Annotated in this window: 18 protein-coding genes; 6 read left to right on the top strand and 12 right to left on the bottom strand. The window is 71.4% G+C overall.

Translation table 11 applies throughout. The annotated features are described in order from the left end of the window. Positions 1–65 precede the first annotated feature (65 nt). Positions 66–1289, top strand: a complete 1224-nt coding sequence (gene mycP, locus CLT68_RS08385; RefSeq protein ID WP_099849932.1) for a type VII secretion-associated serine protease mycosin — start codon at positions 66–68, stop codon at positions 1287–1289. 85 nt (positions 1290–1374) lie between these two features. Here the strand turns inward: mycP and CLT68_RS08380 are convergent, their stop codons facing one another. After that, positions 1375–1668 (bottom strand): WXG100 family type VII secretion target, encoded by a 294-nt coding sequence (locus tag CLT68_RS08380; protein ID WP_088951148.1) that lies wholly within the window; start codon positions 1666–1668, stop codon positions 1375–1377. Between the two features lie 22 nt (positions 1669–1690). Beyond that, positions 1691–2011 carry a WXG100 family type VII secretion target gene (locus CLT68_RS08375; RefSeq protein ID WP_088951147.1) on the bottom strand — a complete coding sequence of 107 codons (321 nt, stop codon included), beginning with the start codon at positions 2009–2011 and terminating at the stop codon, positions 1691–1693. Between the two features lie 203 nt (positions 2012–2214). On the opposite strand from CLT68_RS08375, the gene eccE reads away from it, so the two are divergent. The 4 genes from eccE (at position 2215) to rarD (ending at position 6181) form a co-directional block, all read left to right on the top strand. Beyond that, positions 2215–4209: a type VII secretion protein EccE gene (gene eccE, locus CLT68_RS08370; RefSeq protein WP_099849930.1), complete on the top strand. Its 1995-nt coding sequence runs from the start codon at positions 2215–2217 to the stop codon at positions 4207–4209. Between the two features lie 61 nt (positions 4210–4270). Next, on the top strand, positions 4271–4657 hold the full coding sequence (locus CLT68_RS08365) for a phage holin family protein (RefSeq protein ID WP_088951145.1): 387 nt from the start codon (positions 4271–4273) through the stop codon (positions 4655–4657). Positions 4658–4769: 112 nt separating this feature from the next. Continuing rightward, positions 4770–5267: a GNAT family N-acetyltransferase gene (locus CLT68_RS08360; protein WP_099849928.1), complete on the top strand. Its 498-nt coding sequence runs from the start codon at positions 4770–4772 to the stop codon at positions 5265–5267. After that, positions 5264–6181, top strand: a complete 918-nt coding sequence (gene rarD, locus CLT68_RS08355; protein ID WP_099849926.1) for an EamA family transporter RarD — start codon at positions 5264–5266, stop codon at positions 6179–6181. The genes CLT68_RS08360 and rarD overlap by 4 nt, the downstream gene beginning before the upstream one ends. A gap of 22 nt (positions 6182–6203) precedes the next feature. Here rarD and CLT68_RS08350 read toward each other — a convergent pair whose 3' ends face one another. The 3 genes from CLT68_RS08350 to CLT68_RS08340 all read right to left on the bottom strand — a co-directional run bounded on the left by CLT68_RS08350 (position 6204) and on the right by CLT68_RS08340 (position 8582). Then, positions 6204–6923, bottom strand: a complete 720-nt coding sequence (locus CLT68_RS08350; RefSeq protein WP_099849925.1) for an anti-sigma factor family protein — start codon at positions 6921–6923, stop codon at positions 6204–6206. Further along, positions 6920–7435: a sigma-70 family RNA polymerase sigma factor gene (locus CLT68_RS08345; protein ID WP_099856917.1), complete on the bottom strand. Its 516-nt coding sequence runs from the start codon at positions 7433–7435 to the stop codon at positions 6920–6922. Before CLT68_RS08345 ends, CLT68_RS08350 begins: the two co-directional genes overlap by 4 nt. A 364-nt stretch (positions 7436–7799) precedes the next feature. Beyond that, the gene (locus tag CLT68_RS08340) at positions 7800–8582 is read right to left on the bottom strand and encodes an IclR family transcriptional regulator (protein ID WP_088951141.1); all 783 of its coding nucleotides are present in this window, start codon (positions 8580–8582) and stop codon (positions 7800–7802) included. Positions 8583–8736: 154 nt separating this feature from the next. Between CLT68_RS08340 and CLT68_RS08335 the strand changes: the two genes are divergently transcribed. Beyond that, a complete protein-coding gene (locus CLT68_RS08335) occupies positions 8737–9966 on the top strand; it encodes an MFS transporter (protein WP_099849923.1) in 1230 nt (409 codons plus the stop codon). Here the strand turns inward: CLT68_RS08335 and CLT68_RS08330 are convergent. The 7 genes from CLT68_RS08330 to nuoI all read right to left on the bottom strand — a co-directional run bounded on the left by CLT68_RS08330 (position 9942) and on the right by nuoI (position 17990). Continuing rightward, positions 9942–11027: a polyprenyl synthetase family protein gene (locus CLT68_RS08330; protein ID WP_099849921.1), complete on the bottom strand. Its 1086-nt coding sequence runs from the start codon at positions 11025–11027 to the stop codon at positions 9942–9944. The genes CLT68_RS08335 and CLT68_RS08330 overlap by 25 nt on opposite strands. A 90-nt stretch (positions 11028–11117) precedes the next feature. Further along, the gene (nuoN, locus tag CLT68_RS08325) at positions 11118–12671 is read right to left on the bottom strand and encodes an NADH-quinone oxidoreductase subunit NuoN (RefSeq protein WP_088951138.1); all 1554 of its coding nucleotides are present in this window, start codon (positions 12669–12671) and stop codon (positions 11118–11120) included. Further along, complete coding sequence (locus CLT68_RS08320) at positions 12668–14203, bottom strand: NADH-quinone oxidoreductase subunit M (RefSeq protein WP_088951137.1); 1536 nt, start codon at positions 14201–14203, stop codon at positions 12668–12670. The genes nuoN and CLT68_RS08320 overlap by 4 nt, the downstream gene beginning before the upstream one ends. Positions 14204–14267: 64 nt before the next feature. Then, the gene (gene nuoL / locus CLT68_RS08315; RefSeq protein ID WP_099849920.1) at positions 14268–16193 is read right to left on the bottom strand and encodes an NADH-quinone oxidoreductase subunit L; all 1926 of its coding nucleotides are present in this window, start codon (positions 16191–16193) and stop codon (positions 14268–14270) included. A 12-nt stretch (positions 16194–16205) separates the two neighbouring features. Further along, on the bottom strand, positions 16206–16523 hold the full coding sequence (gene nuoK / locus CLT68_RS08310; protein ID WP_088951135.1) for an NADH-quinone oxidoreductase subunit NuoK: 318 nt from the start codon (positions 16521–16523) through the stop codon (positions 16206–16208). A 58-nt stretch (positions 16524–16581) separates the two neighbouring features. Next, positions 16582–17352 (bottom strand): NADH-quinone oxidoreductase subunit J, encoded by a 771-nt coding sequence (locus CLT68_RS08305; RefSeq protein WP_099849918.1) that lies wholly within the window; start codon positions 17350–17352, stop codon positions 16582–16584. Next, entirely contained in the window at positions 17349–17990 is a 642-nt protein-coding gene (gene nuoI, locus CLT68_RS08300) for an NADH-quinone oxidoreductase subunit NuoI (RefSeq protein ID WP_099849916.1), read from the bottom strand. Before nuoI ends, CLT68_RS08305 begins: the two co-directional genes overlap by 4 nt.

Here is a 17990-nt window from a genome sequence, read left to right as displayed (position 1 = left end):
CCTGCCGGGGCGCGGATGAGGCGATAACATCCCGTTCCGGAGCCGACACGATACGGAGGCTGTCGATGTCCCGATCGATCGCGCGCCCGGTCCTCGCAGGTCTGGCCGCCGGCCTGTTGACCGTACCGGCCCTCCCGTCCGTCCCCGCCACCGCCGGGCTCCGTGCGGCACCGGCCTGTGCGACCCCGCTCGCCCCGGCCCGGCCGGTCACGGCCGCGCCCTGGCCACAGCAACGGTACGACCCCGCCCGGCTCGCGCCCCTGGCCACCGGCGCCGGGGTGACCGTCGCGGTGGTCGACTCCGGGGTGGACCGGGCGCACCCCCAACTGGCCGACCGCGTGCTGGCCGGCACCGACCTGCTCGACCCCGGCGGGGACGGCAGTCGGGACTGCGCCGGGCACGGCACCGGCGTGGCGAGCATCATCGCGGCGACACCCCGCGCAGGGGTCGCCTTCCAGGGTCTCGCGCCGGATGCCCGGATCCTGCCGGTGCGGGTGAGTGAGCAGCAGGTGGTGCAGGGGCGGGAATCGGGGCGAACGGTCAGCGCTGGCGAGTTCGCGCAGGCCATCCGCTGGGCCGTCGACCACGACGCCGACGTGGTGAACCTGTCCGTGGTGCTGTATGCGGACGACCCGGAGGTCCGCTCGGCCGTGCGGTACGCGGTCGACCGGGACGTGGTGCTGGTGGCCGCAGCCGGCAACCTGCACGACAGCGGTGACCCCCAACCGTTCCCTGCCGGCTACGACGGGGTGCTCGGCGTGGGGGCGATCGGGGCGGACGGTGGACGGGCGACGTTCTCGCAGACCGGCGCGTACGTCGACCTGGTCGCGCCGGGCAGCGAGGTGCTGACCGCCGCCCCCGGCGCGGGCCACCATCAGGTCGAGGGCACCAGCTACGCGGCACCCTTCGTGGCCGCCACCGCCGCGTTGCTGCGCCAGTATCGACCGGAGCTGACCGCGGCCCAGGTGGCGGAGCGGATCATCGCCACCGCCGATCCGGCTCCCGGCGCGGGCCACGGCGGCGGGTACGGCGCCGGCGTGCTGAACCCGTACCGGGCGGTCACCGAGACCAGCGCCAGCCGTGCGGGCGACCCTCGACCGGTCACCGCGCTCGCCGACGACCGGCCCGACCCGGCGGTCCTGGCCCACCGGGCCCGACGGGCGACGGCACGGGACCGGGCCCTGCTGGTCGGTGCGGTGGTCGGCACGACGGCGGCCACCGTGGTGCTGCTCGCCCTGGTGCTGCCCCGTGGTGCCCGCCGACGCTGGCGCCCGGCCGGCCAGGCCTGACCCGGTCAGCCCACCGCCCTGGCCGCAGCGCGGCGGCGGCCGGGGCACCGACCTGGACATGGTCAGCGCTCCCGGCCCACCGCGCTCACTGGAACAGCCCGGTGTTCTTCTTCTCGGTGTCCAGATAGTCGTTGGCGGAGTCGCCCACCGCCAGCTTGATGTCACGCAGCATCGCCTGGAGGTCCTGAGAGGCGGAGCGCCACCGCGCCTGCCGCTGCTCGTAGGCCTCGCGGGCCTCGCCCGTCCAGCTCGCCACCAGCGGAGCGGCATCCCGCTCAAGCTGGCCGAGTTGCGAGTCGAGCCTGTTCAGGGCCTTGTGGATGTCGGCGCCGGCCTGCTGAAGCGCGGCGAAGTTGACGACCAGCACACCATGGTCCATCGGATTTCCTTCCCGGGCGGGATCAGAGCGGCAGCTGGATGCCGCCGCGGTTGGTGCCGGCTACCCGGCTGGCCACCTCGTCGTCGGAGGCGTCGTACTGCCGGCCGGCGGTGCGGATCGCGCCGGCGGTCTCCCGCAGCGCCCGGTGCAATGCTGCCTGGTCCTGTGACCACTGCTGCTTGACCTGCTCGAACGATCGGCCGCCTGCGCCACGCCAGGCCTGCTGCAACACCTCCAGCTCGGCCAGCAGGCCGGTCAGCATGGACTGCAACGACTGGTCCACCTGCTCGAACTTCGCGGCGGTCTGCTGCATCACCGCGGCTTCTGCCTGCGTCTGGGACACCCCGATGTCACCTCGTCTCTCTGATCGCGCGTGGCCCTCGAACGCGCCCGCCCTGGGGGCGCGTCGTTCGCTTGGCCCGGTCATCGAGCACTGAGACACGGGTCAGCGACGAACTTCGTGGCTGACGGTAGCGATCCCGTAGCAGTTCTGCTACCCCCCGCCTCTCCCCTGTGGACAACCACGGCAGCCATCGGTCACTTACGATGTGCTGCAACCACGTCGCGGCGCGTGACGGACCGTCCGAGGGCGGCCGACCGCCCGACGCGGTCCCGACTGGTCGAGGAGGCGCGGTGCCGGCGATCACCACCGGAGGGCCGCACCCGGCGACACCGGTCGGGCCGGGGCCGGGCGCCGTCCCCCGGGCGATCGGGTCGGGCCAACCCGCCTACCGCAGCCCGGGCCCGGCCGATCAGCGCGCACCGCGTCGCCGCTCGCCGTTCGGCCGCTGGGCGTCGCCCACTCCGGGCACCGGCACAGGGGTGCGGGCCGGTCAACTTGTCGCCGCGCAGGTCGCGGCGGCGCTCGTCCTCACCGCCCCGGGCCGACCCGCACCGGTCACCGCGGCCGCCGCACTGGTCGCCGTGCTGCTGGTGGCCGTCGCCGTGCTCCGGGTCCGGGGCCGGTGGCTCTTCGAGTGGCTGGGCACCGCCGCCGGGCATCTGACCCGTCGTCGGGAGCTGACCGCGCCGGCCGGAGCGGCCGACCTGCTCGATCTCGTCGCGCCGGGCACCGTCGTCCACTCGACCGAGCTGACCGGCGGGCCTGCGGCAGTGCTGGAGGACACCGAGGGCGTGGTGGTGCTCCTGGAACTCGGGGACCCGGGCGATCTGCTCGGCGACGCGTCCCGGGCCATCCCGGCGCCTTCCGCGTTGCTGCCCCAGACCGGGCCGGACGCGCCCTCGCTGCGGGTGCAACTGCTGTTCAGTGGAGCACCGGCGCCGGTGCCGGCCGCGGGTGGCACCGTCGGGACGTCGTACCGGCAACTCACCGACGGGCGGCTCGCCGGGCGGGAACGAGCGGTGCTGGCGGTGCGAGTGCTGCGCGTCGACGGTTGGTCCGAGGAGGACCTTCGCCGGGTGCTCGCCGGCACCGTACGCCGGATCGTCCGCCGGCTCGGGTCGCTGACCGCGCGGCCACTCGGCGTGCCGGCAGCGCTGCGCGTCCTGGGCGAGCTGGCCCATCACGACGGCGACCGGGTCCGGGAGTCCTGGCCGGCGCTCCGGTCCGGCACCCTGGTCCAGGCCACCTTCCGGCTGATCCGGTGGCCGGAAGGCACAGGTGCACGGCGGCTGGTGCCCCGGCTGCTCGCGCTCCCGGCAACCGCGACGACGGTGTCGATCTCCGCAGGGCCGGCACCGGTCACCTCCGCCGCCGGGGTGCCGACCGAGCTGACCGTGCGCCTGGCCGCTCAGACGGCGACCGAGCTGACCGCGGCCACCGAGGCCCTGGAGCGCCTGGTGAACGACCTGGGCGGGGAGCTGCGGCGGCTCGACGGCGCACACCTGGGCGGGCTTGCCGCCACGCTGCCGTTGGCGCTGACCACCCGGGAAGCTCAGCCCCGCCCCGCACTGAACGACTGGGATCTCACTCTGGGCGATGCCGGAATGATGGTCGGCACGAACCGGCACGGCGGGGCGGTCACCGTCCGACTGTTCCGGCCGGAGAGCACCCGGGTGCTGCTGGTCGGCGGGGTGCGCGCCGCCCAGTTGGTGGCCCTGCGCGCCCTGGCGCTCGGCGCCCTGGTGGTCGTGCAGACCTCCCGACCGCGCGTCTGGGAGCCGTTCGTCCGGGGAGTGGGCGCACCGGGTGGGACGATCCCGTTGATCCCACCCGGTCGACCGGTGGCCGACGGGGTGGGCAGCGCGCTGCGCCCGTTGCTGCTGGTCGTCGACGCCGGGCCGGTGCCGGCCGACGCCGAGCCGGGCCCGCCGTGGCGCGCCACTCTGGTGGTACGCGACGAGCTGACCCCGGCGGACGTGGACGCGTTGAGCCGGGCCGACCTGGCGCTGCTGCAACCGCTGAGCGTCACCGAGGCCGCGCTGGCCGGCACCGCGCTGGGGCTGGGTGGGTCGGCCGAGTGGTTGACCCGGATCCGGGACGACATGGTGGCCGTGGTCAACCGACGGGCGCTGCGCTGGGCACTGCTCTCCCCCACGCCCATCGAGTCGCAACTGATCGGGCGTCCGGCTCGCGGCTGATCCACCGTGGTCGTCAACTGGCGGGTTACGTCGGTGCGTGGTCCGTGGCACGATCCCCGCCATGGGTTTTCTGAAAGGTCTGCTGATTCGGCTGGCCAGCACAGCGCTGGCGTTCTGGCTGGCCACACTCCTCATTCCGGGCATCTCTCTGGAGTCGAACTCCGCTGGCGAGACGGTGACCACGCTGCTCCTGGTGGCGGTGATCTTCGGCGTGGTCAACGCGGTTCTCCAGCCGCTCATCAAGACGGTCGGCTGCGGCTTCTACCTGCTGACCCTCGGTCTCATCGCGCTGGTGGTGAACGGGCTGCTGTTCCTGCTCACCAGCTGGATCGCCGACCAGGCCGGGCTGCCGTTCACCGTGGACGGTTTCTGGCCGGCCGCCGTGCTCGGTGCCCTCTTCGTGAGCATCGTGACCTGGATCCTGGGCGCCGTCCTCGACCGGGACTGACCGCCGACCGCACCGGCCCGCCCCGGGCTCCGGCCGGGGCCCGGGCAGGCCGGTGACCAGAGTTCGGGAATTGGCCGGCACGAGTCCCCACCTGGGCGGTTAGCGTCGCATCGTGTTCACGCTGACCCGCAACGACGGCTATCTGCTCAGCACCGACCCGGCTCTGCTCGACCTGGGCCTGGTGCACCACTGGTTGTCCACCGACGCGTACTGGGCACTCGGACGTGACCGGGCCACCGTCGACCGGGCGTTCGCCGGTTCCCTGCCGTTCGGCGTCTACCGGCCTGAGGACGGCCGCCAGGTCGCGGTGGCCCGGGTGGTCACCGACCGGGCGACCTTCGCCTGGCTCTGCGACGTGTACGTCGACCGCGCCGCCCGTGGTCGCGGTTTGGGCGGGTGGTTGGCCAGCGCGGCCCGCGACCACCTGGACGAGCTGGGCGTACGCCGGATCCTGCTGGCCACGAACGACGCACACCAGGTGTACGCGCGGGTGGGCTTCACGCCGCTCGACGTGCCGGAGCGGTGGATGAACCTCGACCGGCGGATCCCGGTGACCCCGGTCACCGGAAAGGAACAAAGCGACGGTACGCCCCTTACGGTGGAGGCGTGACGCCTCTCCGCCTGGGATACCTCTACGGCCTCGGCGCGTACCTGCTCTGGGGTTTCTTCCCGCTCTACCTCAAGCTGCTGCGGCCGGCCGGCCCACTGGAGATCCTGGCCCACCGGATCGTCTGGTCGGTGGTGTTCGTGGCCCTGCTGCTGGCCGCTCTGCGCAACATCGGCTTCCTGCGGGCGCTGCTGCGTCGCCCCTGGGCGATGGCCGGGATGGTCGCCGCCGCCGCGCTGATCGCTGTCAACTGGGGCACCTACATCTACGGCGTCAATTCCGACCGGGTGGTGGAGACGGCGCTCGGCTACTTCATCAACCCGCTGGTCGTGGTGCTGCTCGGCGTGACGGTGCTGCGGGAGCGGCTACGCCCGGCGCAGTGGGTGGCGCTGGGGATCGGCGCGTCGGCGGTCGCGGTGCTCGCCGTGGACTACGGCCGGTTGCCGTGGCTGGCGTTGACCCTGGCGTTCAGCTTCGCCGGCTACGGCCTGGTCAAGAAGCGGCTGGGGCTGCCGCCCGCGGAGGGGCTCTTCGTCGAGTCGGCGGTGCTGGCGCTGCCGGCGCTGGGTTATCTCGGCTGGCTGATGGCGAGAGCCGACTCGACGTTTGGGCACGTCTCGGCCGGGCACACCGCGCTGCTGGTGCTGGCCGGTGCGGCCACGGCGATCCCGCTGCTGATGTTCGCCGGGGCGGCCAACCGGCTGCCGCTGAGCAGCCTCGGCATGATCCAGTACCTGGCACCGATCCTCCAGCTCGGCTGCGGCGTGCTGATCTTCCACGAGCCGATGCCACCGGCCCGCCTCGCCGGCTTCGCGCTGGTCTGGCTCGCCCTGATCGTCTTCACCGCCGACGCCGTCCGCAACTCCCGCCGCACCCGGGCCCAGGCCCGGATCCTGGAACCCGTTCCCACCCCCTGACCGCCCATGCCCAGACGGCCGGTCAGGGCACCGCGTAGGTGAGCAGTGGTGTGCCGTCGGCTCGTTGCAGCTCCACGCTGACCAGTTCGGCGTCGGTGAACCTGGTGGCGCCGGTGAACTGGAGGGCGTCGCCGGGGGCCGCCAGCCAGGAGCCGATCTGCTCACTGGCGCCGTTCGGGCCGTGCGCCACCAGCCGGAACGGGTACGCCTTGCCATAGCTCGTCCGCGCGTCGTACCCGCACCGCATGGTCACCGCCGTGCCCCACTTGGTGCCGGACAGCCCGATGTCGGCGTGCACCGGCCCGGCGGTGGCCACCGGTCGCATGGCGACCATCGACACCTGCGTGGCCGGGGCGCTGGTCTGCGCCACGGGAGGTCCGGACGGGCCGGTGGGTCGGGGCAGCACCACGGCAGTGCCCACACCGACCATCAGGGCCAGCCCGGCGGCGGCCAGTGTGGTCAGCGCGTACCGTCGGCGGTCCGCGGAGCGGTCCCTCCTGCGGCGACGCCGAGCCTCCTCGATCAGCGCGGGCACCCGGGGCGGGGCCGGCGGCGGCAGGATCTGCTCCAACCCCGCCGGGTCGAGACGCCCCAGCAACCCGGGCAGGACGGCGATCTCGGCGACCGCCTCCCGGCAGGAGGCACAGCCGGAGAGGTGCCGCTCGTAGGCCGCCCGCTCGGCGGGGGCCAAGGCGCCCAGCACGTACGCGCCATCGTCGTACGCGAACTCGCACTGCGTCATCCCGTCACCCCCATCTCGGCCAGCACCAACCGTAGAGACCGCAGCGCGTAGTGGGTGCGGGACTTCACGGTCCCCGGCGGTACGCCCAGCCGGGATGCCGCCTCGGCCACCGACCGCCCCTGGTAGAAGCACTCGACCAGCACCTCGCGGTGGGTCGGGCTGAGCCGGTTCAGCGCCTCGGCGACGGTCCACGCCTCCACCGCCCGCTCGGCCTCGTCGATCACGCCCGGCGGTTCGGGCAGATCGTCGGTGAACACCTCGCCGACCCGGGTGGACCGCCGCCGCCAGGCGTCGATGGCCAGGTTACGGGCGGTGGTGAACAACCAGGACCGCACCGAACCGCGCTGCGGGTCGAGGGATTCCGGATGTCGCCAGGCCCGCAGCAGCGTCTCCTGCACCAGGTCCTCGGCGCGCTGCCGGTCCCCGTTGACCAGCCGCAGGGCATGGGCGTACAGCGCCTCCGCGTGCTCGTCGTGCAGCGCGCGCAGCAGTTGGGCGTCGTGGTCGCTGATGGCGGTCTCCTCGCTTCCGGCGCGCGTCCGGCGGTGCGTTCGCTCGGGAATACGTGCCGTCACGCCGATCGGTTCAGCGCGAGGTCAGACCGGTTGTGTGCCGGTTGCCGCCCGCGAAGGTGTTCATGGAGGCTTCTCCCATGAGCGACCTCCCCGGCTGCTCCCCCTGTGGACCGGCACCCGCCATGGCACCCGCCACGCCATGATCTGTCTGTACCGCTGCGGAACCAAGCCGGGCGTGGTGGTCACCTGGCGTCTCGACGGCGGCCCGGTGGGCAGCTGACGTTGCTCAGGCGGTCCGGCGCTGGACCGCCGCGAGAGGCCCTCTCCCAGCCCGGGAGAGGGCCTCTCATGCGTGGGTGCGTCAGTTGTCGGAGGCGATGCCGTCGGCGACGCTGCGGGCCACGGTGAGCAGCTTGGCCCGTACCACCCGGGCGGAGGTCATCATCTCGCTGGCGGGCAACGCGCAGGCCAGCACGACGCGGCGTTCCATGTCCTTGTCCGGCGCGACGAGCACCGCCGCGCAGGCCACCCCCTGACGGAACTGGCCCATCTCCAACTGCATGCCACGCCGGTCGCCGGCGGCGAGGTCGGCCTCGAACGTCTCGGTGGTGGTCAGCGTGGCCGTGGTGAACGGGCGCATGCCGTATTCGCGCAGGTAGCGGTTGCGCTGGTCGACAGTGAGGGTGGCGAGCAGCGACTTGCCCAGGGCCGTCGCGTGCGCCCCCTCGTCGAAGCCGGGGACCAGGTCCTCCAGGTAGGGCGACCGGTGCCCCTCGGCGACCGCCGTGAGGGCCACCTGACCGCCGACGAAGCGACCCAGGTAGTGGCTGTAGCCGGTGTCCAGTGCGGCCCGCCGCAGCGTCTCACCGACCGCTGGCGGGCCCCGGAACGCGGTCACCAGCTCCCGGTACCGGTCGGCCACCTCCAACCCCACGATGTACGTGCCGTCCTCGCGACGGATCACGTAGCCCTCGTAGGCCAGGGTGCGGACCAGGTGGTAGGTCGTGGCCACGGTCAGCTCGCACCGTCGAGCGATCTGCTTGACGGTCAGGCCTTTCGGGGCGCGACCGACCGACTCCAGCACCCGCAGCGCTCGGGACACGCTGCGGATCAGGTCCGAAGGTTCTGCCAAGGGGTCGCGCACAACCACCTCCGCCGCCGGGGACTTACACCATATGAAAAACAGGCCCGGTGCGAAATGCCTGTTCGGGTCGAGGATGCCAGATCGTCATCCACTCGTTGTGCCCCGACCGTCACCAGGAGTGGCCTGAGCGAGTCTCACGTAGGTTTGCCGGACGATGACCAACAACGCCATCACCCCCGACCCGACCGTCGCCCCCTCCCACCCGATCAGGGCGAGCGCCGGCGCAGTGGCCACTACCGTGGCCTGCGTACTCCCCGTCTTTCTGCTCGGTGGTCTCGCCGTGCAGATGGGCAGGGACCTCGACTTCTCCCCGGCCGGCCTCGGCCTGGCCGTGTCCGTCTACTTCGGGGTCAGCGCGCTGGCCTCGGTGCCCTCCGGCCGCCTCGTCGAGCGGTACGGAGCGGCCCTGGTGGCCCGCTGCGGCATCGTGCTGGCCGCCGGGTCGATGCTGGCCGTGGCGGCCTTCGCCCGCTCGTACCCGGTGCTGGTCGGGTTGCTGGCGCTCAGCGCCGCCGCGAACGCGCTCGGCCAGTTGGCCAGCAACGCCGCGCTGGCCCAGCACGTGCCGGCCCGACGGCAGGGTCTGTCGTTCGGCGTCAAGCAGGCCGCCATCCCGGTCTCCACACTGCTGGCCGGGGCGGCGGTGCCCACCATCGCGCTGACCGTCGGCTGGCGCTGGGCGTTCGTGGCGGCGGCCGTGGTCGCGACGATGACGCTGGCCGCCGTACCCCGGCAGGTGCCCCTGCGGGCGCGGCGGGCCGGCGCGACGCGCGCTGGCCGGGCCACTGCGGCGTTGGTGGTGGTCGGTGCGGCGGCGACGTTGGCCGCGGCCGCAGCGAACGCGCTGGGCACCTTCCTGGTGGACTCCGCGGCGGCCCGGGGCATGTCGCCGGGCCTCGCCGGCCTCACCCTGACGCTGGGCAGTGCGATCTGCGTGACCGCGCGGGTGGGTGCCGGCTGGCTGGCCGACCGCCGCGTCACCGGTCACGTCGCCGTCATCGCCGCGATGCTGGTCGTCGGTGCGGCCGGGCTGGGCCTGCTCGCGTTGACCGGCCCGGTGCCGCTGGTGGCCGGCGTGGTGCTCGGCTTCGGCCTAGGTTGGGCCTGGCCCGGCCTGATGACGTTCGCGGTGGTTCGACTCCACCCGCAGTCACCGGCCGCCGCCACCTCAATCACCCAGACCGGGGTGTACGCGGGCGGCTGCCTCGGCCCGTTGACCCTCGGCCCACTGGCTGCCCACCTCGGCTATCCGGCCATGTGGACCGCCTCGGCGGTGTCCATGCTGCTCGCGGCCGTCCTCATGCTCTGCGGTGGCCGCCTGTTGACCCGCGTCGCCAGTGCGGCGAGCCGGGGCGACGATCAGCTGGTGCGGTCGGCGATGTAGTCGCAGAGCGATTCGAGGGCGTGCCGGGACGGGCCCTCGGGCAGCGGGGAGAGGCGCGCACGGGCGTCCTCGGCGTAACTGCGCACGGTCTCCCGGGCGCGCTTGAGCGCGGGGCTCTCGCGCAGCAGACCCAACGCCTCGGCGTGCAGCGCGTCGTCGGTCAGCGGGCCGGTCGCCAGGATCTCCCGCAGTCGCACCGAGGACGCGTCGGAGTCGTCCGCCGCGCGGGCGTAGAGCACCGGCAGGGTCGGGACGCCCTCGCGCAGGTCCGTGCCGGGCGTCTTGCCCGACTGCACCGACTCGGAGGCGATGTCGAGCAGGTCGTCGGAGAGTTGGAAGGCGACGCCGATCGTCTCGCCATATCCGGCGAGGGCCTCCACGTGCTCGGCCGCTGCGCCACCGAACATGCCGCCGAAGCGTGCCGACGTGGCGATCAGCGAGCCGGTCTTGTCGGCGATCACGTTGAGATAGTGGGTCACCGGGTCGTCGTCGGCGCGCGGCCCGACCGTCTCCGCGATCTGACCGTGCACCAGCCGGGCGAAGGTGCGCGCCTGCAACCGGACCGCCTCGGGGCCCAGGTCGGCGGCGATGTCCGCCGCACGGGCGAAGAGATAGTCGCCGACCAGGATCGCGACCGAGTTGGTCCAGCGGGAGTTCGCGCTGGGCGCGCCCCGGCGAACGGCGGCCTCGTCCATCACGTCGTCGTGGTAGAGGGTGGCGAGGTGAGTGAGCTCCATCACCACGGCGGCCGGAACCACCTGCGCGCCGGTGGGATCACCGAACTGGGCACCGAGCGCCACCAGCAGCGGCCGGAAACGCTTGCCGCCGGCCTCCAGGAGGTGCCGGGCGGCCTCGGTGACGAACGGGTCAGCGCTGGACACACTGGCCCGCAGCTCGACCTCGACCGTCTCCAGCAGACCCAGCACGGACGCCTCGACGCGGGGATCGGCGAGATTGAGGCCGAGCGCGCCGAACTGACTCGTGCTCGCCCGACCCCGCCGACCGCCGGAGCCGGAGGCACCTGAACGCTCGCCCGCCGGATTCACCACACCATCAACCATGCCACACCCGTTCGACCTGCTCCGGGTCGGGGATACGCACCGGGGGCCGGCACGTGAACACGCGCCGGCCCCCGGTGGTCGATCCTTCGGTCATCGCACGAATTCGGCAGCTCCGGTGGCCAGATCGAGCAGCGGCGCCGGGGCGATGCCCAGCACCAGCGTGGCCAGCACGCCGATCATCAGGGCGGCGGAGGTGAGCCCGCCGGGCACCATGACGGTCGGGGTGGACTCGCCCGGCTCGGAGAGCCACATCATCACCACGACCCGCAGGTACGGGAACGCCAGCACCATGCTGGTCAGCACACCGGCGATCACCAGCCAGGCCTGACCACCCTCCAGGGCCGGCCCGAAGATGGCGAACTTGCTGGTGAAGCCGCTGGTCAGCGGAATACCGGCGAAGGCCAGCAGGATGAAGGTGAACAGCCCGGCGAAGAACGGCGACCGCCGACCCAGCCCGGCCCAGCGGGACAGGTGGGTGGCCTCCCCGTCGGCGTCCCGCACCAGGGTCACCACCGCGAACGCGGCCAGCACCGAGAAGCCGTACGCGACCAGGTAGAACATCGTGCCGGAAAGCCCGTCGCGGCTCGGTGCCAGCACGCCGACCAGCAGGTAGCCGGCGTTGGCGATCGAGGAGTACGCGAGCAGCCGCTTGATGTCGGTCTGGGTGACCGCGAGCACGGCACCGATCAGCATGGTCAGCACCGCCACCGCGCCGAGGACCGGGGTGAAGTCCCAGGAGGCGTCGGTGAACGCGACGTGGAAGACCCGCAGCAGGGCACCGAACGCGGCGACCTTGGTGCAGGCCGCCATGAAGCCGGTGACCGGGGTCGGCGCGCCCTGGTACACGTCCGGGGTCCAGACATGGAACGGCGCCGCCGCGGCCTTGAAGAGCAGACCGATCGAGAGCAGTGCCATGCCGGCGAAGAGCAGCACCTTGCTGGCCGGGGACTCGCTCACCGCCGCGTGGATGGTGGCGAAGTCGACGCCGGCCGTCCGGCCAGGGATGCCCGAGGTGAAGCCGTAGATCAGGGCCACGCCGAACAGGAAGAACGCGGAGGCGTACGCGCCGAGCAGGAAGTACTTCATCGCCGCTTCCTGGCTCAGCAGACGCCGGCGACGGGCCAGCGCGCAGAGCAGGTAGAGCGGAAGGGAGAAGACCTCCAGCGCGATGAACATGGTCAGCAGGTCGTTCGCCGCCACGAAGATCAGCATGCCGCCGATCGCGAACGTGGTGAGCGGGTAGACCTCGGTGAGGCCGTTGCGCCCCTCGGCCTGCCGCCGGTCGTCGGCCGACTCGGCGGTCACCGCGGCCTGGGCGACGAACGCCCCGCCCCGCTCGACCGAGCGGTCGCCGATCAGCAGCAGCGCCATCGCGGCCAGCACCAGGATCGCGCCCTGGAGGAACAGCGTCGGCCCGTCGATCGCGAGCGCCTGGCCGGCGGTGATGATCCGCTCATCAGCGCTGAGGACCACCATGGTCAGCGCCGCGAGCACCGCGAGCAGCGCCAGCGTCAACTGCACCACGTGCCGCCAACGACGAGGCACCAGCGCCTCGACGAGCACGCCGAGCAACGCCGTGCCCAGCATGATCAGGATCGGGGAGATCGCCGCGTAGTCGATCGACGGCAGTTTCAGCTCGGTCACTTTGCCGCCTCCTGGACGGTGCCGCCCACGGACGGCGCCGGGTCGGTTCTGCCGATGTCGTCCATGGTCGCCTGGACGGCCGGGTTGATCACGTCAGTGACCGGCTTGGGGAAGAAGCCGAGCAGCACGATCAGCGCGATCAGTGGGGCGACCACGACCTTCTCGCGCAGGTTGAGGTCCTTGCGCATCCCGTCGACCTCGGTGAGAGCCGGGTTGAGCGTGCCCTGGGTGGTGCGCTGCACCATCCACAGCACGTACGCGGCGGCCAGGATGATGCCGAGCGTGGCGATGATCGCCACCGGCTTGTTCACCGTGAAGGTGCCGATCAGCACCAGGAACTCCGAGATGAACGGTGCCGTGCCGGGCAGTGCGAGCGAGGCGAGACCGGCGAAGAAGAGCACACCGGCGAGCACCGGGACCAGCTTGCCGGCGCCGCCGAAGTCGCTGATCAACGCCGAGCCACGCCGGCTGATCAGCATGCCCACCACCAGGAAGAGCAGACCGGTGGCCAGCCCGTGGTTGAGCATGTAGAGCACCGCGCCGGTGCCGGCCTGGGTGGTGAAGGCGAAGATGCCCACCCCGATGAAGCCGAAGTGCGCGATCGAGGTGTACGACACCAGCCGCTTGAGGTCGTTCTGACCGACCGCCAGCAGCGCGGCGTAGACGATGCCGATCACGCCCAGCGCCAGCGCCCACGGCGCGAACCACTTCGACGCCTCCGGGAACAGCGGCAGGCAGTAGCGCAGGATGCCGAACGTGCCGACCTTGTCCAGCACACCGACCAGCAGGGCCGCCGCTCCCGCCGGGGCCGCACCACCGGCGTCGGGCAGCCAGGTGTGGAACGGGAAGAACGGCGCCTTGATGGCGAACGCGAGGAAGAAGCCGAGGAACAGCCACCGCTCGGTGCCGGTGCTGATGTCGACCTGGGACAGCGCCTGCCAGTCGAAGGTCTTGCCGCCGACCACCCACAGGCCGATCACTGCGGCCAGCATGAACAGACCGCCGACCAGCGAGTAGAGGAAGAACTTCACCGCCGCGTACTGCCGCTGGTGGCCGCCGTAGCTGCCGATCAGGAAGTACATCGGGACCAGCATGACCTCGAAGAACACGTAGAACAGGAAGACGTCGGCGGCCGCGAAGACACCGATCATCGTGCACTCGAGGACCAGCAGCAGCGCGAAGTAGACGGGCACCGACCGCTTCGACGACTCCGCGTCGTGCCAGGAGGCCAGGATCACCAACGGCACCAGCACCGCGATCAGCATCAGCATCACCAACGCGATGCCGTCGGCGGCGAAGGTGAAGCTGACGCCCCAGTTCGGGATCCACGAGTACGACTCGCGGAACTGGAACCGGTCACCGCCTGCGTTGAAGCTGACCCACATCACCACCGAGAGCACCAGCACGAGCAGCGACCAGGCGAACGCCACCTGCTTGGCCAGCTCCGGGCGGTGGCGCGGCAGGAAGGCCACCACCAGGGCGCCCACCAGCGGCGCCACGGTGAGCACCGAGAGGAACGGGAAGTTGGACATTATGCGGCCTTACCTCCGTCGTCACTGCGTGGTCCGCCGGCGGGGGCGGCCGGAAACAGGTCGATCACGCCAACCACCCGGCCTGCACCGCCAGGAACGCCGCCATCACCAGCAGCGCACCGGCCAGGATCGAGGTGGCGTACGAGCGGACGAAGCCGGTCTGCATCCGCCGGAGCCGACCCGAGCCACCGCCGACCGCGGCGGCAAGCCCGTTGACCAGCCCGTCGATGCCCCGGTTGTCGAGGTACACCAGCGCCCGGGTGAGGAAGATGCCCGGCTTCTCGAAGACGGCCTCGTTGACCGCGTCGGTGTAGAGGTTGCGCCTGGCGGCGGTGACCAGCACCCCGGCCGGTTGTGGCGCGGTGGCCGTGCCGGCCCGGAACAGGAACCAGGCGAGCCCGGCACCGAGCACGGTGACCAGCAGCGACAGGGTGGTGATGACGGCGTGCGAGAGGACCGCCTCGTGCTCCCCGTGCTCGCCGCCCAGGCCGGCGGTGGCCGTCAGCCAGTCCGGAACGGACGTGGAGAGCAGGAAGCCGGCACCGACCGAGCCGACCGCCAGCAGGATCAGCGGGATCGTCATCAGCTTCGGCGACTCGTGCGGGTGCTGGATGTCCTCGGTCCACCGCTGCGGCCCGTGGAACGTGAGCACGAACAGCCGGGTCATGTAGAACGCGGTCAGTCCGGCACCGAGCAGCGCCGCACCGCCGAAGAGCCAGGCGGTCCAGTCCTCCCGCTCGAAGGCGGCCACGATGATCGGCTCCTTGGAGAAGAAGCCGGAGAACGGGAACATGCCAATGATGGCCAGCCAACCCATCATGAAGGTCAGCCAGGTGATCTTCATGTGCTTCGAGAGGCCACCGAAGCGGCGGATGTCGACCTGGTCCTTCATGCCGTGCATCACCGAGCCGGCGCCCAGGAACATGTTGGCCTTGAAGAAGCCGTGCGCCAGCAGGTGCACGATGGCCAGCGCGTACGCGCCACCGCCCAGGCCGACGCCGAGGAACATGTAGCCGATCTGGCTCACCGTCGACCAGGCGAGCACCCGCTTGATGTCGTCCTTGGCCGCGCCGATGATGCAGCCGATCAGCAGCGTGAGCGCGCCGACGCTGACCACCACGAGCTGGAGGGTCGAGTTGGCGGAGAAGATCGGGTTGGACCGGGCGATCAGGTAGACGCCCGCGGTGACCATGGTGGCCGCGTGGATGAGCGCCGACACCGGGGTCGGGCCCTCCATCGCGTCCGGCAACCACGCCTGCAGCGGGAACTGACCGGACTTGCCGGCCGCACCGAGCAGCAGCAACAGGCCGAGGACCAGCACTGTGGTGCCGGTCAGCGCGCCGACGCCGTTGAACACCTCGTCGTACTGGGTGGTGCCCAGGGTGGCGAACATGATGAAGATGCCGATGGCCAGGCCGGCGTCGCCGACCCGGTTCATCAGGAACGCCTTCTTGCCGGCGGTGGCCGCGCTCGGCCGCTCGGTCCAGAAGGAGATCAGCAGGTACGACGCCAGACCGACGCCCTCCCAGCCGAAGTAGAGCATCACGTAGTTGTTGCCGAGCACCAGCAGCAGCATCGCCGCGACGAACAGGTTGAAGTACGCGAAGAACCGCCGACGACCCGCGTCGTGCGCCATGTACTCGACCGCGTACAGGTGGATCAGGAAGCCCACCCCGGTGATCAGCAGCACGAAGACCGCGGCCAGCGGGTCGAACAGCAGGCCGAAGTCGACGCGCAGGTCACCGACCGCGATGAAGTCCCAGAGGCTCAGCTCGACCGACTTGTTCTCCAGGCCACGCAGCTGGAAGAAGAAGGACAGGCCGAGCACGAAGGCGGCGCCGATGGCGGCAACACCCAACCAGTGCCCCCAGCGGTCGGCCCGCCGGCCGAGCAGCAGCAGGATGGCCGCGCTGAGCAGCGGGATCGCCACCAGCAGCCAGACGCCCCCGAGCAGCCCCGTGGCCTGGGCGTATTCCACAGTCTCTTCCACCGGTGGACCCCTCTAGTACTTGAGCAGGTTGGCGTCGTCGACACTCGCCGAGCGTCGCGTCCGGAAGATGGACATGATGATCGCGAGCCCGACCACGACCTCGGCCGCCGCCACCACCATCACAAAGAACGCCATGATCTGGCCGTTGAGGTCACCGTTGATCCGGCTGAAGGTGACCAGCGTCAGGTTGGCGGCGTTGAGCATCAGCTCCACGCACATGAACAGCACGATCGCGTTGCGCCGGATCAGCACCCCGGCGGCGCCGATGGTGAAGAGCACTGCGGCGAGGACGAGGTAGTAGGTCGGCTCGACCGAGAAGAACGTTCCCATTACTTGGTTTGCCTTCCGTTCGCGACTGCGGGGCTCCGCTCCGCTGCACTCCTCGCGCTCACCGGTCCGTCCCCTTCAGCGAGGTCTCCTCGGCGGTCAGCTCGCGCTGCGGAAGGATCGCCGGGGTGCTGCGGTCGGTCAGGCGGCCGTCGGGCAGCCGGGCCGGGGTGGCCACCGAGGACGAGGTCGCGAAGACGCCGGGGCCCGGCTTCGGCCCGGGGTAGTTGCCCGGGGCGAAGCGTGCCTTCATGGTCGACACCTGGTCGACCTTGTCCTGCTTACGCCGCTCGACGTGAGCCAGCACCATGGCACCGACCGCCGCGGTGATCAGCAGCGCCGAGGTCAGCTCGAACGCGAAGACGTACTTGGTGAACAGCAGCCGGGCGATGCCCTGCACGTTCCCCTCGGCGTTGACCTGCTCCAAGCCGACCGTGTTGGTCTGGTCCAGTGCCTGGTAAAGGCCGGTGCCGACCAGGCCGGCGAAGCCCAGGCCGAGCACGATCGCGGCGACGCGCTGGCCGCGAAGCGTCTCGATCAGGGAGTCCGTGGAGTCCCGACCGACCAGCATCAGCACGAAGAGGAACAGCATCATGATCGCGCCGGTGTAGACGATGATCTGCACCATGCCGATGAACGGACCGGCCTGGAGGACGTAGAACACGCCCAGACAGAGCATGGTCAGCACCAGCCACAGCGCCGAGTGCACGGCGTTGCGCGCGGCCACCATCCCGATCCCGCCGAGCAGCGCGAGCGGGGCGAGGATCCAGAAGGTGACCGCCTCGCCGGTGGAGACCGAACCCGCCGCGGCGAGCACCGTAGACGTGGTCATGCTTCCTCTCCCTTGCCGGCAGCCGCACGCTGGGCGGCCTGCTCGGCGCCCGGGAACGTCACGCCGGGGTGCTCCTCGACCTGGTAGCGGCCGGGACCCATCGGGGACGTCTCCGCACCGGCGGAGGTGCCCGGGTTGTCCAGCGCGCCGACGTAGTAGTCCTTCTCGCTGTCACCCAGCCGCATCGGGTGCGGAGGCTGCTCCATGCCCTCCAGCAACGGCGCGAGCAACTGCTCCTTGGTGAAGATGAGGTCCTGCCGGTTGTCCCGGGCCAGCTCGTACTCGTTGCTCATGGTGAGCGAACGGGTCGGGCAGGCCTCGATGCACAGCCCGCAGAAGATGCAGCGGGCGTAGTTGATCTGGTAGACGCTGGCGTACCGCTCACCCGGCGAGAAGCGCTGCTCGTCGGTGTTGTCGCCACCCTCGACGTAGATCGCGTCCGCCGGGCAGGCCCAGGCGCACAGCTCGCAGCCGATGCACTTTTCCAGGCCGTCCGGGTGCCGGTTGAGGATGTGCCGCCCGTGGTAGCGCGGCGCCGACACCGGCGGCTTGAACGGGTAGTCGGTCGTGACGACCTTCCTGAACATGTGCGAGAAGGTGACACCGAATCCCTTGAACGTTCCGGTGATCGCGCCCAC

The organism is Micromonospora sp. CNZ299 (genome assembly GCF_002754415.1).
Note: the sequence above shows the minus strand (reverse complement) of the source record. Positions and strands in the feature narration are given on the sequence as shown.